Consider the following 24,105-nt stretch of genomic DNA (forward strand, 5'->3'; position numbering starts at 1 on the left):
CCGGCGGTCCGCACGCTTCCGGATTCACCCTGAGCCGACCCGGAATATGGCCACCGCCGCTGCGTTTTCCGACTACCGCGTACCGACTGCGTACCGAATCCGGGAATCAGTTGTGTTCGTGCAGTTCAGGTTTACACGTCGAAGTAGAGCTCGAACTCGTACGGGTGCGGGCGGACATTGATCTCGGCGATCTCGGAGTCGCGCTTGAGGCGGATCCAGGTGTCGATCAGGTCGTCGGTGAAAACCCCGCCCTGCGTGAGGTAGTCGTGGTCGGCCTCGAGCCGGTCGATGACCTGCTCGAGGCTGCCGGGGGTCTGGGTGACCTCGGCGCTCTCCTCGGGGGTGAGCTCGTAGAGGTCCTTGTCGACCGGCAGAGCGGGCTCGATCTTGTTGGTGATGCCGTCGAGCCCGGCCATCATCATGGCGGCGAAGGACAGGTACGGGTTGCCGGAGGAGTCGGGGCAGCGGAATTCGAGGCGCTTGGCGCCGGCGCTGGTGCCGGTCACCGGAATGCGCACGGCGGCGGAGCGATTGCGCTGGCTGTAGACCAGATTCACCGGCGCCTCGAATCCGGGCACCAGGCGCTTGTAGGAGTTCACCGTCGGGTTGGTGAAGGCCAGCAGGGACGGCGCGTGGTGCAGCAGGCCGCCGATGTAGTGGCGGGCCAGATCGGACAGGCCCGCGTAGCCGGCCTCGTCGTAGAACAGCGGTGAGCCGTCCTTCCACAGGGATTGGTGCACGTGCATGCCGGATCCGTTGTCGCCGAACAGCGGTTTGGGCATGAAGGTGACGGTCTTGCCGGACTCCCAGGCGGTGTTCTTGACGATGTACTTGTAGAGCATCAGATCGTCGGCAGCGGCGAGCAGGGTGCTGAACCGGTAGTTGATCTCGGCCTGCCCGGCGGTGCCGACCTCGTGATGCCCCTTCTCCAATTCGAATCCGGCGCGCTGCAGGTGGGTGCACATGCGATCGCGCAGGTCCACGTCCGCGTCGTACGGAGCGACCGGGAAATAGCCGCCCTTGGGCCGGACCTTGTAGCCGCGGTTGGGGGTGCCGTCCGGATTCGTGCGCCGGCCGGTGTTCCAGTCGGCCGACGACGAATCCACCTCGTAGAAGGCCCCGTTCATGGCGGTGTCGTACCGCACCGAATCGAAGATGTAGAACTCGGCCTCGGGCCCGAAGTAGGCCGTGTCGGCAATACCGGTGGAGCGCAGGTATTCCTCGGCCTTGCGGGCCACATTGCGGGGATCGCGGCTGTAGGCGGCGCGGGTGTGCGGGTCGTGGACGAAGCAGCTGATATTGAGGGTCTTGGCGGCGCGGAACGAATCCAGTTGCGCGGTGCGCAGATCCGGTAGGAGCAGCATGTCGGACTCGTGGATGGCCTGGAAGCCGCGCACCGACGAACCGTCGAAGGCGATGCCGTTCTCGACCAGATCCGCGCCGAACATGCTCGCCGGGATCGAGAAGTGCTGCTGGATGCCGGGGACGTCGCAGAATCGGATGTCGACGTATTCGACTTCCTCGACGTCGATGTAGCTCTGTACTCCATTGATGGTAGGGGTGATCACCGCTCGCTCCTCGTGGCCGCGCACGCCTACCCGATCGGACGGCCCGGTCGGGGTCCGGCGGTCCTGTTCGTGCTAACACGATACGTCGCAGAGATCCGGGTATGGACGCGAATGAGACTGCGTTACAAGTCCCGGAGTTACCCACATCGTGCGAAATCAGTTGTCACGTCCCGATCTACAAGGATCTTCGTCACTGTGCACAAATCCGCCGCCGCAGATCTTCGCCATTGCCACTGGTCCGCCCGGACCGTTGTGCGGTCTGCTGGAACAGCCCGGGGCCGTGGCCGCCCCGGCGATGGTCGATCCAGAGGTAGGTCGTGAGCTCAACACCGCGTGCGGGGACGGCCCCGCGCACCATGGTCGAGGCGTTCCAGGCCAATGTCGCCCGGTACCCGGACGAGATCGCGCTGCGCGCGCTCGGCGGCGCGGTCGTCCTCACCTGGCGCGAATACGGTGATCGGGTCCGCGCCATCGCCGCCGGGCTGGCGGCGCGCGGTATCGGCCGCGGCGACACGGTGGCGCTGATGCTGACCAACCGGCCCGAATTCCACCTGTGCGACACCGCGATCCTGCACACCGGCGCGACACCGTTCTCGGTGTACAACACCAATCCGGTGGATCTGCTGGTCTACCAGTTCGGGAACGCGGGCAACCGCGCGGTCGTCTGCGAGGCGCAGTTCGCGCCGCAGGTCCTCGAGGCGGTGGCGCAGGCGGCCGCGCAGGGCATCGCGGTCGAGCACGTGATCTGTGTCGACGACGCGCGCGAGGGGTGCGTGTCGCTGGCGGAGATCGAGGCCACCGGGGACGGCGGGTTCGACTTCGAATCCACCTGGCGGGCGGTGGATCCGGAGGATCTGCTGACCATCGTCTACACCTCCGGCACCACCGGCCCGCCCAAGGGGGTGGAGCTCACCCACACCAATTTCCTCGAGAACGCCCGCGTGGTGAACGAATTCGGCGGCGGCTCCCCCGCCGACAAGGTGGTCTCCTATCTGCCGGACGCGCACGCCGCCAATCGCTGGTTCGCGCACTACCTGTCCATGCTGACCGGCGGCGAGATCACCACCTGCCCGGACCTGCGGCAGGTGGCGGGCGCGCTCACCGAGGTGCGTCCGACGGTGTTCCTGGGCGTGCCCCGGGTGTGGGTGAAAGTCAAAGCGGCACTGGAGGAACGGGTCGCCACCGAGACCGGCCCGCTGCAGCGGCTGCTCATCGGCTGGGCGATCCGCACCGGCCGGGCGCGGGCGCGGGCGGCGTCGGACGGCCGCGCGCGGAGCGTGCTCGACACCGTGCGGTTCCGGCTCGCGGATCGCCTGGTGCTGTCCAGGATTCGCGCACGGCTGGGCATGGACCGCATCCGGATCGCCGTCACCGGTTCCGCGAGCTGGCGGCCGCCTTCGCCGAACGCCATCAGCTGACCGATCGGAGCCTGCCGGCCCTGACCGCGCACCCGCAGGTGCTGAAATCCCTGCAGGAGGGCATCGACGCGGCGAACAGCAAGCTCTCGCGAGTCGAGCAGATCAAGAAGTTCGCGGTGCTGCCCGAGGTGTGGGCCCCTGGCGGTGATCACCTCACGGCCACCGGGAAACTCAGACGCAAACCGATAGCTACCAGGTACGCCGCTACTATCGACTCGCTGTACGGGTAGTAGGAGAGTGATGCAGGCGCGATTGCGGGACCGAACGCTCGAGGAGCTGTACCGGCGCGCGGTCGTGGCGCGCGCGGAGGTACCGGCCTCGATACCGCGCTACCGTAGCCTGCCCGAACCTCTGGTGGCCGGCGGTTTCGAACGCGGCATCACCCTGAATGTGGACCTGTTCTTCGAGTTCGTGCGCTCCGGCCGCGTGCCCTCGCCGGAGGACACCCAGGAGGTCGTGCAGATCGCGCTGAGCCGGGTCCGCGACGGCGAATCCCTCGAGGACGTGCTGGGCCGCTACAGCATGGGCGCGGAATACCTGTGGTCTCGCCTGAAGGACACCGCCTCCGAGCCGGAGCGGGAACTGCTCGAGGACGCCGCGGTGTCGCTGCTGCGGTACATCACCCTGCTCACCACCCGCATCGCCACCGCGTGCGTGCAGCGCGCGCACGATCCGCGCTGGGAGTTGCTGGAACGCCGCCGCGCCATCGCCGACGCGCTGCTGGCCGGCCGCGACCCGATCGAGTGGGCGGACGAGCCGGCCATCACGGTGCCGGACGCGTTCCTGGTCGCGGCGTTCCGGCTGGGCGCGACCCGCAGCGCCGACACCGGCGAGCTGCGGCATCGCATCGAGTCCATTCCGGGTGTGTTCCTGCGGCTGGACAGCGGTGGCTGGACCGCGCTGCTGCCGCTGCAACCCGGCGACGACGGCACCGCCACTCTGACCGCACTGACCAGCCGCCTGCCCGGTCCCGCGCCCCAGCCCGAGACGCCCTTGTCCCGGATGGGCCCGCCCGCACCGTTCTGGGTGGGCGTCGCCACCGCCGCATCGCACGCGGCGGTCCCCACGGTCTTCGCCGAGGCCCGCCTGCTGGCCGAGCTCGGCCGCTGCCTGGACCGCCCCCAGCCGGTCTGCCGCCGCCCCGACCTCATGTTCGAATACACCGTCGCCGCAGGTGGTTCCGCCCGCGCGGGGCTGGCGGCCGTGCTCGCGCCGCTGGATTCCCAGCCGCTGCTGGCGGAGACCCTGGAGGTCTTCGTGGACACCGGCTTCAATCAGCTGGCCACCGCCCGGCTACTCACCATCCACCGCAATACCGTCACCTACCGGCTGGCCCGGGTGCACGAACTGACGGGGCTGGATCCGCACCGCCCGACCGACGCCATGACGCTGTCGGCCGCCCGCATCGCCCGGCGGCTCGAAATCGCCTGCTTCGCACCGTAATCCACCCCGTCGAACCGGCCCGTGACGCATCCTCGTTGCGGGCCTTCATGATTCACCGGCCCCCGCCGCTTGGACATATGCACAATGGTCCGGGCCGCAGTCTTGGCGATTGCCGATAGCGGCGCGCGGGCGCTGTGCGGTCTGCTGAACTCCGACGACGAGGTCGTGCGGGGCGCCGGAGATCCGGCGGACCCGACCGCGGCCCCCCGACCATCCGCAGAGGTAGATCGTTGAGTAGCTCCTTGCGGCCGTGCCGCTGCCGTCTGGCCCCGTGGGCCGTGGCCGGTTTCTCCGTGCTGGCCATGACCGTCACGTCCACCACCCCCGCCGGGGCCGCGCCGGTGTTCGGTCCGGTCCCCGACGCGCCCGTGAACTTCGGGCTCCCGTCCGGCTATCAGCCGACGCCGGAGCGGTACGGGGTGGGTTATCAACTGGGACAGGTCGTTCCGCTCTCCGACGGCACCCAGCTGCAGGCCGAGGTGCGCTATCCGACCGATCCGGCGACCGGCCAGCGGGCGGCGGGCGAGTTCCCGGTCGTCGTCAACTTCACCACCTACGGCGCGGTGACCAGCGCGCTCACCGCCGCCATCACCGGCGTCATCGACGACCTGCACATCCAGCTCCCCGAGCAGCTGAAGGACGCCCGCCGCATCATCAATCAGGCCACCTCCATGCAGGACATGCTGGTGCGGCACGGCTATATCGAGGTGACGGCGGACGTGCGCGGCACCGGCGGTTCGACGGGCGCGTGGAGTCCGGCTTCCGAGCAGGACGGCAAGGACGGCGCGGAACTGGTGGACTGGGCCGCGCGGCTGCCCGGCTCCAATGGCAAGGTCGGCATGTACGGCTATTCGTTCCCGGGCCTGTCGGCCATGCGGACCGCCGAAACCGTCGGCCCCGGTTCGCCATTGAAGGCGATCGTGCCCTTCGCGGTGCCCAACAACATCTTCGACGAGGTGCTCAACCACGACGGCATGATGAGCCCGCTACTGCTCACGGTCATCTCGCTGATGGTCCCCTACCTCAGCCTGATCGGGCCGTTCCTGACCGCCGCGGTCTCACCCCAGATGTTCCTGAAGTCCCTCGGCGATCACCTGCTGGCGCTGGTCGGCCCGGACACCAGCACCGTGAAGCTGCTGTTCGACGCCTACACCGGCGGCGCCACCGCCTACGACAACTCCTGGTGGCAGGACCGGCGTTTCGAGACCGGCCTGCACAACCTGGTCGACAACGGCATCGCCATGTACCAGGTGGACGGCTGGTGGGATCTGTATCAGGAAGGCGCGGTACGCAATTACGCGCAGCTGCAGAACCTGGCGGCCGGCCGCGACCAGTTCGCGCCCATGGCTCCCGGCCAGCAGGCCGACGGGCGCTACCAATTGCTCATGGGCCCTTGGTATCACGTCGGCCTCGGGCTGGGGCCGGGCTCGCGCATGGACACCGATCGGATCACCCTGGCCTGGTTCGACCGGTGGCTCGAGGACATTCACAATGGCGTCGACGAGACCGGCACCCCGCTGCACGTCATCGACGCCGGCGACAATGCCGCCGACACCGCGCGCTATCCGTTCGAGCAGGCGGCCGTCCAGCAGCGCTATTTCGACGGTGACCGTCTGGTCGCGGACCGGCCGACCGCTGCCGACGCCTCCGATCCCCTGAATTACACCGGCATCGACACCATCTGCAATCGCGAGTCGCTGGGCCAGTACACGGCGGGCCTGCTCGATTTCGTGTTCCGGATCTTCACCGTCTCCAACCCGTGCACCGAATGGGTGCAGAATCCGACGGCGGGCCTGCGCTACACCATGGACCCGGTGACCGGGCCGACCGTGCTGGCCGGGCCGTCGAGTGTCACCCTGTACGCCTCCTCCACCGGCACCGACGCCGCGTTCCAGGTGTGGCTCGACGATGTCGCGCCGGACGGCACGGCCGTGAACATTACGGGCGGTTCGCAATTGGCCAGCCAGCGCACCCTCGACGACGGCAAGACCTGGACGACCGCCGACGGCACCGTCTACGCGCCCGAGCACACCGTACTGAAGGAGAACGAGCAGCTCCTCACGCCGGGCGACGTGGTGAAGATGGAGGTCAAGATCCGGCCCGCCTTCCACCGGCTCGAGCCCGGCCACGCGCTGCGGCTGCGGATCAGCAGCGGCACGTTCCCCTCGACGATCCCCAATCCGGCGGATCTGGGCCGGCTGCTGGGCACCTCGCAGCAGATCCAGAAGAACGCCGTCTATCCGTCGGCTCTGGTGGTTCCACTCGGACCGGCGGATTCGTTCACGCACTGAACCGGACCGCCGCGGGCGCAAGCTCCGCGCGTGCTGCGGATTCGGCGGGCGCTGCTTGCGGGCGCCGCTGCACGCCGCTACAGGTGCATCCAGTTCGGCCACACCTGTGACCACGGCTGCTTCGGGCCCGAGCACTTCCAGATGGTGACGTCCTGGGTATTGCCCTTGAAGCCCAGCCTGGTGTCCACCTTGCCGACGGGTTCGACGTGCCCGAACTGGCTGCGCAGCACCGCCTCGGAGCTGCCGACGGCCAGCACCGCGGTGGCGTCGTCGGGCGGGGCGCCGAAGTAGCCGAAGCCGCGACTGGGGCTGTACAGCGGCGGTAGCCGGTCGCGGCCGAGCTCGTCGAGCGCGCTCGCCTGCCAGTAGGTGTCGGTGACGATGACCGCGTGCGTGCGCTCGGCCGGGGTGAGCGCCCGGTAGGCGCGGGTCACCTCGTCGGTGAGCTCGTGCCACCCGAACGAGCCGTACACGCCGATACTGATGGCGGCCTCGGCGTCGTCACGGGGCGGATGCACCTGATCGGCGGGCCGCCACGGGGTCGAGTGGAGCGTGAAAACCGTTGCGCCCAGCGCCAATACGGCCACACACACGGTGAGTGACCGGCGCCACACCGGGGCGATCCGCTCGGCCGTGCCGACCACGCCGACCGCGCCCGCCGCGATCAGCACCGCGTACATGCCCGTCGCGTAATAGATCCGCCCGCCGGTGATCAGGAACGCCGCGGACAACAGCAGCAGGGTGACGCCCAGAAACCGGAAGGGCCGCAGCACGTCCCAGCGCAGCAGCACCCACAGTCCCCACAACAGCAGCAGGGCGCCCAGATATCCCGCCAGACTCACCGACATCGGCACGAACAGCAGCCGCCCGCCCAGGATCCCCTGCTCGGATCCGATCACCCCGCCCATCTTCAGCTGCGGCCAGGAATGCCGGGCCTGCCAGATCAGCTCGGGCACGGTGGCGGCCACCACGATCGCCCCGCCCACCCACAGCAGCGGCCGCCGCACCAGCTCGCGCGGCCCGCACAGCAGGCTGCTCGCCACGACCGCGATCCAGAAGAACGGGATCAGCCACTTCACCTGCATATCCAGCGCGGTGACCAGGGCGGCGGCCAGCAGCAGCCGGTCATCGCGGGTGCGCACCCAGCGCACCACCAGCCAGGTGATGATCACCCACAGCGCGGTGTCGACGGCATTGGTGGTGAGCATGGTCCCCTGCAACAGCAGGAACGGCGAGCTGGCGTACCCGATCGCGGCGAGCAGCTGCGCCCACCGGCCGCCATCGAACTCCCGCGCGAGCATGGCGCAGAGCACGATCGCGGTCACCGTCAACGCGACCGACGGCAGCCTCAGCACGAAGAACGATCCGGGCGCGAGGCTGTCCATCAGCCACGCCAGCAGCGGCAGCACCGGCCCCTGATCCGCGTACCCGAACCCCGGCCGCCGGCCCGCGGCCAGGAAGTACAGCTCGTCCCCGAAATACCCGTACCGGCTCGCCGACAACAGCAGCGCCACTGCCGCCGGCACCGCGACAGCCGCGACGGTCCACCACGCCATGGGCGGGCGTTCCTCGGCCTTGGCGTGCCGTCCGGCACCGAGCGGCCGAGCTGGGCGATTCATCACATCTGTCAACGCGCACTCCTCGCCGACGGGTCATGGTGCGAACACTCCGGAATCTACAGCTTATTTCCAGCAAATTCCGGACACGGCGACACGCGATCTATACTCGATGCCGGTGTGACTGCCGCACAACGCGTTTCAGCGAAGGAGGACGGCATGACCGACCGGACCCCCGAGACCAATCCCTACGGGACCCCGACCACCACCGGTCCGGAGCCGATCCCGTCCTATCAGAACCTGCTCAATACCTGCATTCGCGGCCTGCTGCGGGTGCCGGTGCTGTCCGCCAAGGTCGGCAAGCGGCTGTGCGTGCTGCACGTGGTGGGCCGCAAATCGGGCAGGCACTACGACGTGCCCGTCGCCTACACCCGCCACGACGGCGACATCCTGGTCGGCACCGCCAAGCATCCGTGGGTCAGCAATATCCGCAAGGGCGTGCCCATCGAGGTGTCCTTGGGCGGGACCAGGCATACCGCCGACGCCGAGGTGGTCACCGATGCCGAATCGGTGGTGCGGCTGTCGGAGGTCATCGCCCGCGACAACAAGCAGTGGGCCAAGTTCAACGGCATGGGCGTCGACGCGGCGGGCAATCCCAATCTCGCCGATGCCTATCAGAGCTGGCAGCAGGGTTGTGTGATCATCCGGCTCACTGTGCGCTGACCCTCCGACTCACTGTGCGCTGAGCCGCCCGCCGGGCGTCAGTCGGCGCGCCGGGCCTGAACGTAGTCCTCGGCGTTCAGGCCCACCAGCACCTGACGCACCAGCGGCGGGGCCCACGATGCGGAGGCGTCGTGGCCGACCACCGGATCGGTGAGGGTCACCGTGTGCCCGCGAGTCTCGAACTCGAAGGTCCCCGCCGCCCGAATGTTCTTCAGCCAGTCCACGTCCCGCCCGTAGGTCAGGGCGATGCGGTAGCCGCCGTCGCGCTCGAAGACCATGACCGGGGACCGGTAGACACGCCCGGACCGACGACCGCGGTGGATCACGATCCCGAAGAACGGCGCCACCCGGGCCCCGACCCCCAGAACCGGGTTGCTGACCCGCCGATTGATCCTCGCGAGTACCTGCGGCAGCGGCATGATCTCGTCCTCCCTGACGAAAACGGTTGCGCCCCTGAGGCTACGCCGGGAGCCGGGAGCCCGCGAGGCATCGCTACTGTGCACGGCAGGGCGCCGGGTTCCGCGGCGCGGCAGGAAGGAGAGCCCGGTCCATGCCGGAGATGATCGCGGTGTACGACGCCGCCGGTCGTGAGATCGGCGCGCAGGAGCGCGCGGTGGTGTACGCGGAGGGCCTGTGGCACGCCAGTGCGGGCGTGCTGGTCCGCTCGGGCGACGGGTCGAAGGTATACGTGCACAAGCGGACCGATACCAAGGCCGTTTTCGCCGGTATGCACGACTGCCTGGCGGGCGGGGTGCTGGATCCGGGCGAGGAACCGGCCGCGGCGGCGGTCCGGGAGCTGGGCGAGGAACTGGGCATCGAACTGGGCCCGCACGATGATCGGCCGCTGCCACTGGCGAGCGCGTCCTGGGACGGCGAGTGGGCGGGGCGGCCGATGCGCTGCCATCTGTTCGCCTACGAACTGCGCTACGACGGGCCGATCCGGCATCAGCCGGAGGAGATCGCGGACGGCTGGTGGTGGTCCGACGAGGAGCTGCGGTCACATCTGGAGAACCCGGCGTGGCCGTTCGTGCCCGACACCCGGGTGCTCATCCCGGACCTGCTGCGCTGAGCCCACCAACGCCGACGGCCCACCGAATCCCGCGCGATTCGATGGGCCGTCGTGCTACTGCGGTTTCAGGCGGTCGGCGTGGTGCCGCCGGCACTGCCGCTGAACAGACCCTGGATGGTCTTGATCAGAACCGAAGCCAGGAAATCCGAAGCGGATCCGGACACGGGGTACTCCTCATCTTTCAAATGACATGTCGGGCATGTGAATCATGCACGGTTCACATTCGAGGGGAAGCCATTTCCCGGGGAAACATTTCCCCAACCCGACGAGAGCCCCACGGTAGAACGTGTTCCACCAGGGTTTATATCGGTTTGATAAAATTGTGACTTACATCACATAATGGCCGAACGCGCTACTTCCCGCCTTCGGCGAGGGTGACCGGCTGTGCGACGTAGGAACTCCCGGTGACATCGACGCCCTGGGACTTCAACTGGTCGAGGGCCTTCGTGACGTACTCGACGCTGTACGCGGCGGCGTCGGGATCCTTGGTGAGGACGGTCTTGCCCTCCTGGTTGCGGGTGGTCCTCGCGATCGAGACGGTGCGGTCCCACGCCGCCCGATCGATCATCCCGATTCCGCTCGGGGACGGCCAGATCAGCTTGTTCACCTCGGTGATCTGCCATTGCTGATGACTCGCGCCCAGGGTCGACCCGGCGGCCACGGTCAGATCGCGGCACCTGTCCACATTGTCGCGGCAGAAGGCCCAGCCCTTCAGCGAGGCGGCGATGAACTTCACCGTCTGATCGGCGTACTTGGCGTCCTTCAGCTTGTCGGTGTTGGCCCAGATGGCGTCCTGGAGCATGGCCACACCCTGATCGTTCCAGTCGATGGTGGCGAAATCGTTTGCCGTGTACAGCTTTCCGGTGGCGGGGTTCTTCACCTCGAGCAACTGCGCGTACTCGTTGTAGGACATGGCCTGGGCCGCGTCGATGTCGTGGGCGAGGAAAGCGTTCATGTCGAACTGCTGCTGGACCAGGGTGACGTCCTTGGCGGGGTCCAGGCCCGCCTTGGTCATGCCGGCGAAGAGTTCGAATTCGTTGCCGTAGCCCCAGTTTCCGACCTTCTTGCCCGCGAGGTCGGCGGGGCCGTTGATGCCCGCGCTCTTGAACGACACCTGCTTGGTGCCGGAGCGCTGGAAGATCTGGGCGACATCGGTGATGCCCGCACCGGCCTCCCGGGAGGCCAGGGCCTTGGGCACCCAGGCGATCGCGTAGTCGGCCTGTCCCTGGGCCAGGACGGTCTGGGGCACGATATCGGTGCCGCCGTCGAGGATCTGGACGTCGAGACCCTGCTCCTTGTAGTAGCCCTGGGCCTGCGCGGCCAGGTAGCCCGCGAACTGGCCCTGCTTGAACCATTGCAGTTGCAGCTTGACCTTGGTGAGCCCGTCGGCGGTGGTCGGGGAATTGTCGGTGGTGCTGCATCCGGACAGTGCCGCCACCGCCAGGGTGGCGGCGGCCAGCACGGCCCGGATACGGAATCTGCGGGTGGCACTTCTCATTTCGATCTCCCAGGGATGGTGCGGGGTCTGCGGGTGAGCTGTTCGAGCAGCAGCACGGCGGCCAGGAACACCAGGCCGAGGATCATGGCGGCGACCACGTAGGCCCAGGCGCGCGGATAGGCGGTATTGGCCGCCGCGGAGGTGATGCGGCTGCCCAGGCCGTGCTGGAGACCGCCGAAGTATTCGGCGATGATCGCCGCGATCACCGCACCGGGCGCCGCGATGCGCAGCCCGGTGAACAGGTACGGCAGCGCGGCGGGCAGGCGCACGGTGCGGGTGATCTGCCAGCCGGTGGCGGCGTAGGCGGTCATGAGGTCTTCGTGCACTCGCGGGACCTGACGCAATCCCCGTGTGGTGCTGACGAAGACGGGGAAGAACACGACGATGGTGGCCACCAGCCGGCGCGGCAGGTCGGTGGTGGTGGAGTACATGGAGTTCAGCAGCGGAGCCAGCGCCACGATGGGCACCGCGGCCGCGCCGGCCGCCAGCGCGCCGAGCACCCCGTCGACCACCCGGAAGCGCACGGCCACCGTGGCGGCGGCCATGCCGAGCACCGCACCGGCGAGCAGGCCGGCCAGCGCGTTCTTCCCGGTGGCCAGGGCGGCCTCCAGGATGGCGTGGTGATTGTCGGCGAACGCCTGTCCGATGGCGCTGGGCGCGGGCAGCAGGAACGACGGGACGCCCGCCGCGACCGTCAGCACCTGCCACAGCACCAGCAGGGCGACGCCGAAAAGCACTGGCGGCAACCAGAATCGGAGCATGCGGGTCATCGCATGTCCCGTCCGGCGGCGCTTTTCGGCGTGCCTGCGCTGCCGTGCCCCTCATGCAGGGCGGCGCGGACCGCGGCCACAGCGGTGAAGAATTCCTCGCTGGACCGGACCTCGTCGTCGCTGTGGCGGTCCCGGCCGCCGGTGGCCAGCACCCCGGTGATGCGCCCGGGACGCGGGGTCATGACCACCACGCGGTCGGAGAGGAAGACAGCCTCCGGGATCGAGTGCGTGACGAAAACCACTGCGGCGCCGGTCTCTTCGGCGATCCGCAGCAGTTCGCCCTGCATGCGCTCGCGGGTCATCTCGTCGAGCGCGCCGAACGGCTCGTCCATGAGCAGCAGCGGCGGTTTGCGGGCCAGCGCGCGGGCGATGGCGACGCGCTGCTGCATGCCGCCGGACAGTTCGGCCGGGAAGCGGCGCGCGAATTCGGTAAGGCCGGTGATCTCGAGCAGTTCGGCACTGCGGGAGCGCCTTTCGGCCTTGCGTACCCCGTGCAGCTGCAACGGCAGTTCGATGTTCTCCTGCACGGTCCGCCAATCCAGCAGTCCGGCCTGCTGGAAGGCGATGCCGTACTCCTGATCGAGCCGGGCCTGCCTGGCGGTCTTCCCGTGCACCACAACGGTTCCCGAGCTCGGCTGCTCCAGGTCGGCCACGATGCGCAGCAGCGTCGACTTGCCGCACCCGGACGGGCCGATCAGGGCGACGAATTCACCCGCCGCGACGCGCAGGCTCACGTCCTCGAGCGCGGTCACCGCGCCGGCGGCGAATATCTTGCCGACGCCACGCAACTCGACGGCGGGGATGGCCGCGGCCACCGCCGGTTCCGGTGCGGCCGCGGATGTCTCGACGGTCACGGGGTACCTCCGAACGAACGAACGGGTAGCGCGATGGTCACCGGGCCGCTCCCGCGGTGTGGCCGGGCCGGGCATAGCGGCGCAGCAGCACCTCGGCGAGCGAGACCGATCCGGTGAGCACCACGCCCAGCAGGGCCGCCGCGATCACCGCGGCGTACAACCGCGCCGCATTGCCGGTCGACTGCTGGGAGAAGACGATGATCTGGCGGCCGATGCCGCCCGCGGTGCCGGTCGAGATCTCTGCCACCACACAGCCGATCACGGCGGCGGCGGCGCCCAGCCGCAGGGCGGGCAGGATGTGCGGCACGGCCGCGGGCAACCGCAGATGTATCAGGGTGGCCCACCATCCCGCCGCGCAGCTGTGCAGCAGCTCCACCGAAGCCCGTGCCGGCGACTGCAATCCGCGCAGCGTGCCGATGGCGACCGGGAAGAACACCAGGTAGGACGCGATCACCACGATGCTCATCCACGGCTGCCACGGCCGGCCCGCGATGACGATCTTGCCGCCCCACCCCGCCACCAGCGGGGCCAGCGCGATCAGCGGCACGGTCTGCGAGACGATCACATACGGCAGCAGCCCGCGCTCCACCCACGAGAACCGCTGCATGAGCACCGCCAGCGCGACACCGACCACCGTGCCCAGTACCAGCGCCAGCAGCGCGAGTTCGAGCGTGAAGCCCGCCGTACGCAGCAGGGTCGCGCCGACGGTGGTCTTCCCGTCCCGCTCCCCCAGCACGGTCAGCACCGCCCAGGAGTGCGGCAGCGCGCCGTCGGAGGTGCGGGGCAGGACGCGCTGGTTCCCGATGCTCCCGCCATTGGCCGGAACCAGCGCCTTCACCAGCTCCCAGATCGCGATGAGCAGGGCGAAGGCCACGATCGGATACACCAGCCGCCATCCGCGCCCGCGGCCCGCGAGGGCGGTGCGGGCGAACGAGAATTCCTGCGGCTCGGTACTGATCGGGGACGGTGGCTCGGTCGTCGTCACACTCACGATCCGGTCCCCGTCGCCTCGATCGGATGTGCCAGGCGTGGCAGCACGGATTCGCCGTAGGCCTCGAGGGTGGAGGTCTTGGCGTCGTGTTGCAGGTAGACCGCGAACTGATCGACGCCCAGGGCCTCGAGCTCGCGCAGCCGGGTCAGGTGCTCGTCCGGGGTGCCGAGGATGCAGAAGCGGTCCACGATGTCGTCGGGAACGAACTCGGCGTGCACGTTTCCAGCCCGGCCGTGCTCGTTGTAGTCGTAACCGCGCCGCCCGGCGATGTAGTCGGTCAGCGCCTTGGGCACCTCGGAGTCGGAGCCGTAGCGGGCGACGATGTCCGCGACGTGGTTGCCGACCATGCCGCCGAACCAACGGCATTGCTCGCGTGCGTGTTTCAGCGATCCGACGGTGCCGTCGGTGATGTAGGCGGGTGCCGCCACGCAGATGGTCACCGCCCCCGGGTCGCGGCCCGCGCGTTCGGCGGCGGCCCGGACGCGGGCAATGGTCCAGGCGGTGATGTCCGGGTCGGCGAGCTGGAGAATGAACCCGTCGGCCACCTCGCCGGTGAGATCCAGGGCGCGCGGACCGTATCCGGCGACCCACACCGGCAGCCGGGAGTCCTGCGCCCACGGGAAGCGGACGGTGGTGTCGCCGATGTGCGCGCTGCGGCCGTTGCCCAGTTCCCTGATGACGTCGATGGATTCGCGCAGGGTCGCCAGGGTGGCGGGCCGCCCGCCCAGGGTGCGGACGGCCGAATCGCCGCGGCCGATACCGCAGATGGTGCGGTTGCCGAACATATCGTTGAGGGTGGCGAAGGTGGAGGCGGTGACGGTCCAGTCACGGGTGGACGGGTTGGTCACCATCGGGCCCACCATGACCTTGCGGGTCGCGGCGAGGATCTGGCTGTAGATGACGTAGGGCTCCTGCCACAGCAGGTGCGAATCGAAGGTCCACACGTGCGAGAACCCGTGTGTCTCCGCGATTCTCGCCAGTTCCACCACCCGTGACGCGGGCGGTGTGCACTGCAGCACCACACCGATGTCCATGCGGCACTCTCCCCTCGTAGCTCGGGTTCGTCAGATGAGGTTCTGGGACAGGCCGCGTTTGACGTACCGGCCGTGGCCGGCACTGCCCAGGTACTGCCCCGCGTCGACGATCACCCGGCCGCGCGAGAGCACGGTGTCCACGTGACCGTCGATCTCGAAGCCCTCGTAGGCCGAATGGTCCATGTTCATGTGGTGGGTCTTGCCCAGGCCGATGCTGGTGTGCCCGTGGGGGTCGTAGATCACCACGTCCGCGTCCGCGCCGGGGCTGATGACGCCCTTGCGCGGGTAGAGCCCGAACATGCGGGCCGGGGCGGTGCAGCACACCTCCACCCATTTCTCGAGGGAGATGCGGCCGTCCTTGACGCCCTGGAACATCAGGTCCATGCGGTGCTCGATGCCGCCGATCCCGTTGGGAATCTTGCTGAAATCGCCGAGACCGAGCTCCTTCTGATCCTTCATGCAGAAGGGGCAGTGGTCGGTGGCCACGGTGCTGACGTCGCCGGTGCGGATGTAGCGCCACAGCTCGTCCTGATGACCTTCGGCGCGGGCGCGCAGCGGCGTCGAGCACACCCATTTCGCGCCCTCGAAACCCGGTGCGCCCAGGTTCTCCTCGAGCGAGAGGTACAGGTACTGCGGACACGTCTCGCCGAAGACGTTCTGGCCCTTGCCCCGTGCCTGCGCGATCTGTTCCAGGGCCTGCTTGGCGGAGACGTGGACGACATACAGCGGCGCGCCCGTCAACTGCGCCAGCATGATCGCGCGGTGGGTGGCCTCCTCCTCCATCTGCCACGGGCGCGTGACGCCGTGGTGGTACGGCGCGGTCTCGCCCCGCGAAAGCGCCTGTTCCACCAGCACATCGATGGCGATCCCGTTCTCGGCGTGCATCATGAGCAGGGCGCCGAGATCACCCGCGGTCTGCATGGCGCGCAGGATCTGGCCGTCGTCGGAGTAGAAGACGCCCGGGTAGGCCATGAACAGCTTGAAACTGGTGACGCCCTCGGACACCAATTCGCTCATGCCCTTGAGGGATTCGGCGTCCACCGAGCCGACGATCTGATGGAACCCGTAGTCGACGGCGCAGTTTCCGGCCGCCTTCTCGTGCCACAGCGCCAGGCTGTCCTGGACCCGCTCGCCCGGCTTCTGCACCGCGAAGTCCACGATGGTGGTGGTACCGCCCCATGCGGCGGCGCGGGTGCCCGTCTCGAAGGTGTCCGACGCCTCGGTACCGCCGAAGGGCAGCTGCATGTGGGTGTGGCCGTCGACGCCGCCGGGGATCACGTACTTGCCGGTGGCATCGATGACGATGTCGGCGGTGGCGGCCAGGTCGGCGCCGAGCGCGGTGGATCCCGGCTGCACCACCGCGGCGATGGTCTCGCCGTCGATGAGGACGTCGAGGGGCTGGGATCCGGTGGCGGACACCACGATTCCGCCGTGGATGAAGGTCGTGCTCACGGCTCCACCAGCTTTCCGTAGGCATCCGGACGCCGGTCCCGATAGAAGGCCCACCGGTCGCGCACCACATTGATCAGTTCCATGTCGAGGTCGCGGACCACCAGCTCGGGGGCGGTGTCGGAGGCGACCTCACCCACGAACTGCCCCTCGGGGTCGACGAAGTAGCTGGTGCCGTAGAAGTCGTCGTCGCCGTACTCCTCGATGCCCACCCGGTTGATGGCCCCGATGAAGTACTCGTTGGCCACCGCCGAGGCGGGCTGCTCCAGCTTCCACAGGTAGCTCGACAGTCCGCGCGAGGTAGCCGAGGGATTGAACACGATCTCCGCTCCGGCCAGGCCCAGCGCACGCCAGCCCTCGGGGAAGTGCCGGTCGTAGCAGATGTAGACCCCGACTCTGCCGACGGCGGTGTCGAAGACCGGCCAACCCAGATTGCCGGGGCGGAAGTAGAACTTCTCCCAGAACCCGTTGACCTGTGGAATGTGGTGCTTGCGGTACTTACCGAGGTAGGTCCCGTCGGCGTCCACGACCGCCGCCGTGTTGTACAGCAGTCCCGGCTGCTCCTGCTCGTAGACGGGCAGCACCATCACCAGGCCGAGCTCGCGGGCCAGCGCCGCGAACCGCTCCACGGTGGGGCCCGGCACCGATTCGGCGTAGTCGTAGAACTTGGTGTCCTGGACCTGGCAGAAGTACGGCCCGTAGAACAGCTCCTGGAAGCAGATCACCTTCGCCCCCGCCGCAGCAGCCTGCCGCGCGTAGTCCTCGTGCGCTTTGATCATTGACTCTTTGTCGCCGGTCCAGCTCGTCTGCACCAGCGCCGCTCGAACAATCGCCATAGTTTGTGATACTGCACCTGAAACGAATTCGCTTGTGTTACAAGATGAAGGAAACGATTTCGTGACCGTAAATCCTCCGGCGCACCCGTCGGAGCCACCGCCGTCCCCCTCGCACACTGAGTCTGTGACCGCCGAATCCGCCGCCGACCTGGCCGCCGCCGCACACGACCGCACCGCGGCCGGGATCGCGGCCGGAATCGGCCAGCGCATCCGGTCCGGCGCGCTGGCACCCGGCACCCGGCTGCCCACCGTGCGCGAGGTGGCCCGGGAGCTGAAGGTCTCCCCTGTGACGGTCAATCAGGCGTGGCGTGCGCTGGCGGCGGCCGGGGCGATCGTGGCGCGCGGCCGGGCGGGCACCTTCGTCCAGGACGCGCCGCATGCCCCGCGCACGCCCGCCGCCGGACGCTATCAACGCCTCCACCCCCACTCCGACAGCGTCTTCCGCATCGACCTCTCACGCGGCACCCCCGATCCGGCGCTGCTCCCCGACCTCACCGCCGCATTGCGCGGTCTCGGCGACGACGGCCGGATCGACGACCTGTCGGCCACCTACCTCGGCGAGGCCGTGCTCCCCGAGCTCGAGGCCGCCATTCGCGCGGACTGGCCGGCCCGCGCCGAAAGGTTCACCATCCTCGACGGCGCGCTCGACGCCGTCGACCGCCTGCTCGCCGCCCACGTCCGGCTGGGTGACGCTGTGGCGGTCGAGAACCCGTGCTTCCCGCCGTTTCTGGACCTGCTGGCCCGGCTGGGGGCGCGACCGGTTCCCATCGATCTCGACGAATCCGGTATGCGTCCGGATCGGCTGGCCGCCGCACTGGCGGCCCGCTCCCCGGTCCTCGTACTGCTCCAGCCGCGCGCTCAGAACCCCACCGGCGCCTCGCTGTCGGCCCGGCGGGTACGCGAACTGGCCGACGTGCTGGCCGATGCCGCGGTCGTCGCGGGCGGCACGCCGGTCATCGTGGAGGACGACCACAGTTCGGGCATCACCCACGCGCCCCTGCGCTCCCTCGCAGCCCGCCTGCCGACCCGCACCGTGCACATTCGCTCCTACTCCAAATCCCACGGCGCGGACCTGCGCCTGGCCGCCGTCGGCGGCCCCGCCGACCTGCTCGACCCGCTCCTCGAACGGCGCATGCTGGGACCCGGCTGGACCAGCCGGCTGCTCCAGCGGGTGCTACTGCACATGCTCACCGACGACGCCGCCCGCACCACCGTCACCACGGCCCGCGGCATCTATCGCGCCCGCGCCGACGCGCTGCGAAAATCCCTGGCGCACCACGACATCCGTCTCCCCCGCGGCGACGGGATCAACCTCTGGTTCCCCGTCACGGACGAGAACGCCGCCATGATCTCCTTGGCTGCCGCCGGAATCAAAGCGGCCCCGGGCGGCCCGTTCGAGGTGACCGACCACCCCCACACCGACCACCTGCGCCTCACCGTCGCCACCCTCGCCGACTCCGAAATCCCCGAGGTGGCACGGCATCTCGCCACCGCCGCGGTGGCCGTGCCGACCTACCGCCGGGTCCGGCGGGCCTGACACCAGATCCCACCCAGCGGGCAATCACGGGTCACGCCTGCCCCGGACCAGTAGGAACGATCTCGACCCCCGTCCTATCGAGGAGACCCCATGGACCAGCTGGAAACCCGACTCGCCCTGCGCGAACTGACCGAGCGCTACGCCTCCCACGCCGACCGCCGCCGTGATGCGGCGATCGCCGAACTCTTCACCGCGGACGGCACATTGGTCATCGAGTGGGGTGGCGAGCAGCCCACGACGATGGTGCGCGGCCGCGCCCAGATCGAGGCGGCCATGCGGCCCCTCGACCGCTACCGCATCACCCGGCACATGATCGCCAACCAGCTGCTGGACTTCTCCGGTGACGAGGTGCGGGGCGAAACCTATTGCACCGCTTCCCATGTCTACGACGATGCCGACGGCTCCCGGGTCTTCGTCATGCACATCCGCTACGACGACACCTTCGCCCGCGACGGCGGCGCCTGGCGGTTCCGGCAGCGCCGGCTCATCGTCGACTGGACCGAGGATCGGCGGCTGCGCAGCACCCGGTGATGACGGTCCCCGGGCGTGTGATTGCCCCCACCGCGACCATGCCGTCCGTTACAGTCGCCCGGCACGAACCGATGCTGTCATCGATGCGCACTGTCAATCGACGTTCCATGGAGGGGTACATGAACACGATCACCCGTAGCGTCACCGGCCTGGCCGCCGCGGCCGCGCTCACCGGTGCCGCCCTCGGCCTCGGCACCGGCCCCGCGGCCGCCGACGACTGGCCGGTCCAGCAGGACCGCAGCCCCATCTACGTTTTCGAGACCCACGACTTCCTCACCCCCGGCGACCCCGACTTCTGGAACCCGCTGGTCAATCGTGCCCGCCTCACCTCGCCGTACGGCACCTCGACCCGTATCGTCTGCTCCGGCTTCCACGGCGTCACCACCAACTGCGTCCAGGCCGACGCCGACGGCAACCCGCATGCACTGAAGCGGCTGCCGTTCAACTTCCCGAACGTGAGCGGCTCCGGCGCCCCGGGTGGCGGTGTCTCGCACTGGGTGTACCCCGGCTTCATCCCCGGAATCAGCTGACCCGCACCGCCTCCACGCGTGCGAAGGGGCTCGCATCCGAAAGGATGCGAGCCCCTTGGCTTTTCCGGCTTACAGGTACTGGCCGGTGTTCGACTCGGTGTCGATGGCGCGGCTGGCGCTGGCGTTCTTCCCCGTCACCAAGGTGCGGATGTAGACGATGCGCTCACCCTTCTTACCCGAGATGCGGGCCCAGTCATCGGGATTCGTGGTGTTGGGCAGGTCCTCGTTCTCGGAGAACTCGTCAACGATCGAATCGTAGAGATGCTGGATACGCAGACCCGGATTGCCGGTTTCCAGAACGGACTTGATGGCGTACTTCTTGGCCCGGTCCACGATGTTCTGGATCATGGCGCCGGAGTTGAAGTCCTTGAAGTACAGGACCTCCTTGTCACCGTTGGCGTAGGTGACCTCCAGGAAGCGGTTGTCCTCGGACTCGGCGTACATGCGGTCCACCACGCGTTCGATGGTGGCCTGCACGCACTTGCCGCGATCGCCGTCGAACTCCTGCAGATCCTCGCTGTGCAGCGGCAGCGTCTCCGTCAGGTACTTGGAGAAGATGTCCTGCGCGGCTTCGGCATCCGGGCGCTCGATCTTGATCTTCACGTCCAGGCGGCCGGGCCGCAGGATCGCGGGATCGATCATGTCCTCACGGTTGGAGGCGCCGATCACGATCACGTTCTCCAGGCCCTCGACGCCGTCGATCTCCGAGAGCAGCTGCGGCACAACGGTGGTCTCCACATCGGAGGAGACACCCGAACCGCGGGTGCGGAAGATCGAATCCATCTCGTCGAAGAACACGATCACCGGGGTGCCCTCGGACGCCTTCTCGCGGGCCCGCTGGAAGATGATCCGGATGTGGCGCTCGGTCTCACCCACGAACTTGTTGAGCAGCTCGGGGCCCTTGATGTTCAGGAAGAACGACTTGGCTTCCTTGGCGTCCTCACCGCGCGCCTCGGCGATCTTCTTGGCGAGCGAGTTGGCAACGGCCTTCGCGATCAACGTCTTACCGCAACCGGGCGGACCGTAGAGCAGCACGCCCTTGGGCGGGCGCAGCGCGTACTCGCGGAACAGATCCTTGTGCAGGAACGGCAATTCGACCGCGTCGCGGATCTGCTCGATCTGGCGCGAGAGACCGCCGATGTCCTCGTAGCCGACATCCGGCACCTCTTCGAGCACCAGGTCCTCGACCTCGGCCTTGGGGATCCGCTCGAAGGCGAACCCGGCCTTGGTGTCGACCAGCAGCGAATCACCCGGCCGCAGTTTGCGAATCGGACGATCCGGATCCTCGAGGTCGTCCACGTCGACCAGGGCGGTCAGCGGCCCGGACAACCAGACCACCCGCTCCTCGTCGGCATGCCCGACGACCAGCGCGCGGCGCCCGTCGTCGAGAATCTCACGCAGCGTGCCGATCTCACCGATGGAGTCGAAATCGCCCGCCTCGACCACGGTCAGCGCCTCGTTGAGACGCACGGTCTGCCCGTAGTGGAGGGTGGTGGTGTCGATATTCGGCGAACACGTCAGCCGCATCTTGCGCCCGGAAGTGAACACATCGACCGTCTGATCGTCGTACACGCCGATGAGGACGCCGTAGCCCGAGGGTGGCTGGCCGAGGCGGTCCACTTCCTCACGGAGAGCGACCAGTTGCTGGCGCGCTTCCTTCAAGGTGTCCATCAGTTTGGTGTTGCGAATCGTCAGCGAATCGACGCGCGCTTCCAATTCCCGTGTGCGATCCGGCGTGTCGGCGAGTTGCCTCCGGAGTGCAGCGGCCTCGGCGCGTACTGCCTCGAGTTCCCTCCAGGCGGCCGAATCCGAATGTTCGATGGGGCTCATGATGCTGCTCCTCCCAGTCCCGGTCTATCAACGCTACCGGGCTCTAACCGTTCCCGCTTTCCGACATGGTTTCGTCGTGATCACATCTAGGCTGCGGCCTGCAGGTCGGACGAGCATGTTAGCCTGCCCTAACCTGTTTCCGGCGAGTTAATCGCCGGACCGAGCCGAAAGGCGCCGTTGATGCTCCTTCCCACCAGTCGTACTCCTGGTATGCGCAACGTCACGCGGACGCTTCGTGTTTCCGTGGCTACCGTCGCGGCCTTCGCGGCCGTTACCGCAACTGTGACCGGCTGCGGCTCCGACGACAAGGGTTCTTCGTCCTCGACCACCACCGTATCGGCCACCGCCACCGCGCCCGCGCCGACCGCGGACGCCCTGCAGAGCGTGCTCACGGCCTTCGCCGACCCGGCGAAGCCGGCTGCCGACAAAGCCAAACTAGTCGTCGACGGCGGCAAACGTCTCGGAAATATCGACACCATGAACCAGGGACTGGCGCATTACCAGGTCGGGTTCACCGTCGGTGAGATCAAGCAGGACGGGACCAAGGCCGACGCGAAGGTGTCGGTGACCTCCCCGCACGGCACCATGCCCGACGTCCCGATGACCTTCCAGTACAGCGACGGCGCGTGGAAGCTCTCCGACGCCGGCGCCTGCACCATCCTCGGCATGGCCCGCGCGGCCTGCCAGTAACCACCCCCTCGAGTCCCGAAAGGCCCGTTCGTTCATGCTCGCTCGTTCCGTTCGCCTGTCCCTGGCCGTCGCCGCGGCCGCCGTCGCCCTCACCTCGGGTGCGGGCCTCGCCGGCGCCGACACCCCCGCGCCCTCCGCCGACGAGTTGCAGTCGACGCTGACCCGCTTCACCGACCCGGCCGTGCCCGCCGCCGACAAGGCGAACCTGATGGTCAACGGCGGTGCACGCACCTCGAACATCGAGACGATGAACCGGGGCCTGGCCAACTACGGCAGCATCGGCTGGACGGTCTCGGGCGTGCAGGCCACCGGCGACACCGCCGATGCCTCGGTCGCCATCGTCTCCCCGCACGGCACCATGCCCGGCGTGCCCATGAACTGGCAGCACACCGACGCGGGCTGGCAGCTGTCGGAGAACACCGGCTGCACCATCCTGGCCATGGGCAAGGCGCCCTGCTGACGCGGCGAAACCGCTTCGCGATCGGCTGAATACGACGACGCGCCCCCGCCATTCCGTGGCGGGGGCGCGTTCGTATCGAGGCCGGATCCCGGCATCGGGATATATCTTCCCGGCGCTAGCCCTTGGACGGGCGGCGCTGCGGCTTGGGGGCGGTGACGCCGTCGGCGAGGCGGCGCGCCTTGACCAGGAAGGCGGTGTGGCCCTGCATGCGGTGTTCGGGGCGCACCGCGAGGCCGACCACGTGCCAGGGGCGGACCATGGATTCCCAGGCGGTGGGCTCGGTCCAGCAGCCCTGGCGGCGCAGCGCCTCGACCACCTCGGAGAGCTGGGTCGTGGTGGCCACGTAGGCGAGGAAGACGCCACCGGGGATCAGGGCCTTGGAGACGGCCTCGAGCGCGTCCCACGGCTTGAGCATGTCGAGGACGACGCGGTCGACCTGTTCGCCGGCGTAGTCCGCCACGTCACCGAGGGTGAGTTCCCAGTTGGCGGGGCGTTCGCCGAAGAAGCGCTCGACATTCTTGACCGCGTGCTCGGCGTGGTCGTCGCGGATCTCCCAGGAGATGACCTTGCCGTCGGGGCCGACCGCGCGCAGCAGCGAGCAGGTCAGCGCGCCCGAGCCGGCGCCGGCTTCCAGGACCTTCGCGCCGGGGAACATGTCGCCCTCGTGGACGATCTGGGCGGAGTCCTTGGGGTAGATGACCGCCGCTCCGCGCGGCATGGACAGCACGTAGTCGGTCAGCAGCGGGCGCAGGGCCAGGTAGGGGGTGCCCTTGGCGGAGTTCACCACGCAGCCCTCGTCGGCGCCGATGAGGTCGTCGTGGTTGATGTGGCCGGCGTGGGTGTGGAATTCCTTGCCCGCCTCCAGGATCACCGTGAACTTGCGCCCCTTGGCGTCGGTCAGCTGTACCCGGTCACCGATCTGGAATGGGCCGGTCCGTCTGGCCGTCATGAATCTCCGTTCTGCGTGGTTGTGATGAAGTCGTGCGTCGCCGCGAATGTGCTGCGCCGGATTCGTCCGCACCTTGTC

22 protein-coding genes and 1 pseudogene are annotated in these 24,105 nt (G+C 68.5%); 11 read left to right on the plus strand and 12 right to left on the minus strand.

Annotation, left to right across the window (positions count from 1 at the left end; genetic code table 11):
* Positions 1-131: 131 nt before the first annotated feature.
* Complete coding sequence (gene glnA, locus ACWEQQ_RS17095; RefSeq protein ID WP_452342198.1) at positions 132-1,568, minus strand: type I glutamate--ammonia ligase; 1,437 nt, start codon at positions 1,566-1,568, stop codon at positions 132-134.
* A 356-nt stretch (positions 1,569-1,924) separates the two neighbouring features.
* Between glnA and ACWEQQ_RS17100 the strand changes: the two are divergent.
* The 4 genes and pseudogenes from ACWEQQ_RS17100 to ACWEQQ_RS17115 form a co-directional block, all read left to right on the plus strand.
* Positions 1,925-2,950: pseudogene (locus ACWEQQ_RS17100) on the plus strand (AMP-binding protein); the annotation flags it as partial.
* A 74-nt stretch (positions 2,951-3,024) separates the two neighbouring features.
* Positions 3,025-3,216 carry a hypothetical protein gene (locus ACWEQQ_RS17105; RefSeq protein ID WP_452348846.1) on the plus strand — a complete coding sequence of 64 codons (192 nt, stop codon included), beginning with the start codon at positions 3,025-3,027 and terminating at the stop codon, positions 3,214-3,216.
* A 10-nt stretch (positions 3,217-3,226) separates the two neighbouring features.
* Entirely contained in the window at positions 3,227-4,429 is a 1,203-nt protein-coding gene (locus tag ACWEQQ_RS17110) for a PucR family transcriptional regulator (protein ID WP_452348847.1), read from the plus strand.
* A 230-nt stretch (positions 4,430-4,659) separates the two neighbouring features.
* Positions 4,660-6,720, plus strand: coding sequence for a CocE/NonD family hydrolase (locus ACWEQQ_RS17115; protein ID WP_452348848.1), 2,061 nt, complete (start codon positions 4,660-4,662; stop codon positions 6,718-6,720).
* A gap of 77 nt (positions 6,721-6,797) precedes the next feature.
* Here ACWEQQ_RS17115 and ACWEQQ_RS17120 read toward each other — a convergent pair whose 3' ends face one another.
* Positions 6,798-8,342: a glycosyltransferase family 39 protein gene (locus ACWEQQ_RS17120; protein ID WP_452349009.1), complete on the minus strand. Its 1,545-nt coding sequence runs from the start codon at positions 8,340-8,342 to the stop codon at positions 6,798-6,800.
* A gap of 153 nt (positions 8,343-8,495) precedes the next feature.
* Here ACWEQQ_RS17120 and ACWEQQ_RS17125 point away from each other — a divergent pair, with 153 nt between their 5' ends.
* Positions 8,496-8,999 (plus strand): nitroreductase family deazaflavin-dependent oxidoreductase, encoded by a 504-nt coding sequence (locus ACWEQQ_RS17125; protein WP_452348849.1) that lies wholly within the window; start codon positions 8,496-8,498, stop codon positions 8,997-8,999.
* 38 nt (positions 9,000-9,037) lie between these two features.
* Here the strand turns inward: ACWEQQ_RS17125 and ACWEQQ_RS17130 are convergent, their stop codons facing one another.
* Entirely contained in the window at positions 9,038-9,418 is a 381-nt protein-coding gene (locus ACWEQQ_RS17130; RefSeq protein ID WP_379385942.1) for a nitroreductase family deazaflavin-dependent oxidoreductase, read from the minus strand.
* Between the two features lie 131 nt (positions 9,419-9,549).
* On the opposite strand from ACWEQQ_RS17130, the gene ACWEQQ_RS17135 reads away from it, so the two are divergent.
* The gene (locus ACWEQQ_RS17135) at positions 9,550-10,068 is read left to right on the plus strand and encodes an NUDIX hydrolase (protein WP_354832126.1); all 519 of its coding nucleotides are present in this window, start codon (positions 9,550-9,552) and stop codon (positions 10,066-10,068) included.
* Between the two features lie 352 nt (positions 10,069-10,420).
* Here the strand turns inward: ACWEQQ_RS17135 and ACWEQQ_RS17140 are convergent, their stop codons facing one another.
* From ACWEQQ_RS17140 to ACWEQQ_RS17170, 7 genes are read right to left on the minus strand one after another with little or no spacing between them, the layout of a single operon-like run.
* Entirely contained in the window at positions 10,421-11,566 is a 1,146-nt protein-coding gene (locus tag ACWEQQ_RS17140) for an ABC transporter substrate-binding protein (protein ID WP_452348850.1), read from the minus strand.
* The gene (locus tag ACWEQQ_RS17145; RefSeq protein ID WP_452348851.1) at positions 11,563-12,336 is read right to left on the minus strand and encodes an ABC transporter permease; all 774 of its coding nucleotides are present in this window, start codon (positions 12,334-12,336) and stop codon (positions 11,563-11,565) included. Before ACWEQQ_RS17145 ends, ACWEQQ_RS17140 begins: the two co-directional genes overlap by 4 nt.
* Complete coding sequence (locus tag ACWEQQ_RS17150) at positions 12,333-13,190, minus strand: ABC transporter ATP-binding protein (RefSeq protein WP_452348852.1); 858 nt, start codon at positions 13,188-13,190, stop codon at positions 12,333-12,335. The genes ACWEQQ_RS17145 and ACWEQQ_RS17150 overlap by 4 nt, the downstream gene beginning before the upstream one ends.
* Positions 13,191-13,227: 37 nt before the next feature.
* Entirely contained in the window at positions 13,228-14,181 is a 954-nt protein-coding gene (locus tag ACWEQQ_RS17155; RefSeq protein WP_452348853.1) for an ABC transporter permease, read from the minus strand.
* Positions 14,178-15,215, minus strand: a complete 1,038-nt coding sequence (locus tag ACWEQQ_RS17160; protein ID WP_452348854.1) for a TIGR03842 family LLM class F420-dependent oxidoreductase — start codon at positions 15,213-15,215, stop codon at positions 14,178-14,180. Before ACWEQQ_RS17160 ends, ACWEQQ_RS17155 begins: the two co-directional genes overlap by 4 nt.
* Before the next feature lie 30 nt (positions 15,216-15,245).
* Positions 15,246-16,667 carry a dihydropyrimidinase gene (gene hydA / locus ACWEQQ_RS17165; protein WP_452348855.1) on the minus strand — a complete coding sequence of 474 codons (1,422 nt, stop codon included), beginning with the start codon at positions 16,665-16,667 and terminating at the stop codon, positions 15,246-15,248.
* On the minus strand, positions 16,664-17,500 hold the full coding sequence (locus ACWEQQ_RS17170; protein ID WP_452342186.1) for a nitrilase-related carbon-nitrogen hydrolase: 837 nt from the start codon (positions 17,498-17,500) through the stop codon (positions 16,664-16,666). The genes hydA and ACWEQQ_RS17170 overlap by 4 nt, the downstream gene beginning before the upstream one ends.
* Before the next feature lie 124 nt (positions 17,501-17,624).
* On the opposite strand from ACWEQQ_RS17170, the gene ACWEQQ_RS17175 reads away from it, so the two are divergent.
* The 3 genes from ACWEQQ_RS17175 (at position 17,625) to ACWEQQ_RS17185 (ending at position 20,098) form a co-directional block, all read left to right on the plus strand.
* Positions 17,625-19,037, plus strand: a complete 1,413-nt coding sequence (locus tag ACWEQQ_RS17175; protein WP_452348856.1) for an aminotransferase-like domain-containing protein — start codon at positions 17,625-17,627, stop codon at positions 19,035-19,037.
* A 90-nt stretch (positions 19,038-19,127) separates the two neighbouring features.
* A complete protein-coding gene (locus tag ACWEQQ_RS17180) occupies positions 19,128-19,568 on the plus strand; it encodes a nuclear transport factor 2 family protein (RefSeq protein ID WP_452348857.1) in 441 nt (146 codons plus the stop codon).
* Positions 19,569-19,687: 119 nt separating this feature from the next.
* Positions 19,688-20,098: a hypothetical protein gene (locus ACWEQQ_RS17185; protein ID WP_452348858.1), complete on the plus strand. Its 411-nt coding sequence runs from the start codon at positions 19,688-19,690 to the stop codon at positions 20,096-20,098.
* Positions 20,099-20,167: 69 nt separating this feature from the next.
* On the opposite strand, the gene arc is transcribed toward ACWEQQ_RS17185, so the two are convergent.
* Complete coding sequence (arc, locus tag ACWEQQ_RS17190) at positions 20,168-21,928, minus strand: proteasome ATPase (protein ID WP_452342182.1); 1,761 nt, start codon at positions 21,926-21,928, stop codon at positions 20,168-20,170.
* Between the two features lie 243 nt (positions 21,929-22,171).
* On the opposite strand from arc, the gene ACWEQQ_RS17195 reads away from it, so the two are divergent.
* The gene (locus tag ACWEQQ_RS17195; RefSeq protein ID WP_452342181.1) at positions 22,172-22,618 is read left to right on the plus strand and encodes a hypothetical protein; all 447 of its coding nucleotides are present in this window, start codon (positions 22,172-22,174) and stop codon (positions 22,616-22,618) included.
* Positions 22,619-22,652: 34 nt separating this feature from the next.
* Entirely contained in the window at positions 22,653-23,078 is a 426-nt protein-coding gene (locus ACWEQQ_RS17200) for a hypothetical protein (RefSeq protein ID WP_452348859.1), read from the plus strand.
* Positions 23,079-23,193: 115 nt separating this feature from the next.
* Here the strand turns inward: ACWEQQ_RS17200 and ACWEQQ_RS17205 are convergent, their stop codons facing one another.
* A complete protein-coding gene (locus tag ACWEQQ_RS17205) occupies positions 23,194-24,027 on the minus strand; it encodes a tRNA (adenine-N1)-methyltransferase (RefSeq protein ID WP_452342179.1) in 834 nt (277 codons plus the stop codon).
* Between the last annotated feature and the right edge of the window lie 78 nt (positions 24,028-24,105).

Source organism: Nocardia sp. NPDC004123 (genome assembly GCF_053603795.1).

Coding starts and splice junctions, on each gene's coding strand:
- arc (WP_452342182.1), bottom strand. CDS start 21,928: ATGAGCCCCATCGAACATTCGGATTCGGCCGCCTGGAGGGAACTCGAG.
- ACWEQQ_RS17130 (WP_379385942.1), bottom strand. CDS start 9,418: ATGCCGCTGCCGCAGGTACTCGCGAGGATCAATCGGCGGGTCAGCAAC.
- ACWEQQ_RS17205 (WP_452342179.1), bottom strand. CDS start 24,027: ATGACGGCCAGACGGACCGGCCCATTCCAGATCGGTGACCGGGTACAG.
- ACWEQQ_RS17125 (WP_452348849.1), top strand. CDS start 8,496: ATGACCGACCGGACCCCCGAGACCAATCCCTACGGGACCCCGACCACC.
- ACWEQQ_RS17200 (WP_452348859.1), top strand. CDS start 22,653: ATGCTCGCTCGTTCCGTTCGCCTGTCCCTGGCCGTCGCCGCGGCCGCC.
- ACWEQQ_RS17170 (WP_452342186.1), bottom strand. CDS start 17,500: ATGGCGATTGTTCGAGCGGCGCTGGTGCAGACGAGCTGGACCGGCGAC.
- ACWEQQ_RS17110 (WP_452348847.1), top strand. CDS start 3,227: ATGCAGGCGCGATTGCGGGACCGAACGCTCGAGGAGCTGTACCGGCGC.
- ACWEQQ_RS17140 (WP_452348850.1), bottom strand. CDS start 11,566: ATGAGAAGTGCCACCCGCAGATTCCGTATCCGGGCCGTGCTGGCCGCC.
- ACWEQQ_RS17180 (WP_452348857.1), top strand. CDS start 19,128: ATGGACCAGCTGGAAACCCGACTCGCCCTGCGCGAACTGACCGAGCGC.
- ACWEQQ_RS17185 (WP_452348858.1), top strand. CDS start 19,688: ATGAACACGATCACCCGTAGCGTCACCGGCCTGGCCGCCGCGGCCGCG.
- ACWEQQ_RS17135 (WP_354832126.1), top strand. CDS start 9,550: ATGCCGGAGATGATCGCGGTGTACGACGCCGCCGGTCGTGAGATCGGC.
- ACWEQQ_RS17145 (WP_452348851.1), bottom strand. CDS start 12,336: ATGACCCGCATGCTCCGATTCTGGTTGCCGCCAGTGCTTTTCGGCGTC.
- ACWEQQ_RS17160 (WP_452348854.1), bottom strand. CDS start 15,215: ATGGACATCGGTGTGGTGCTGCAGTGCACACCGCCCGCGTCACGGGTG.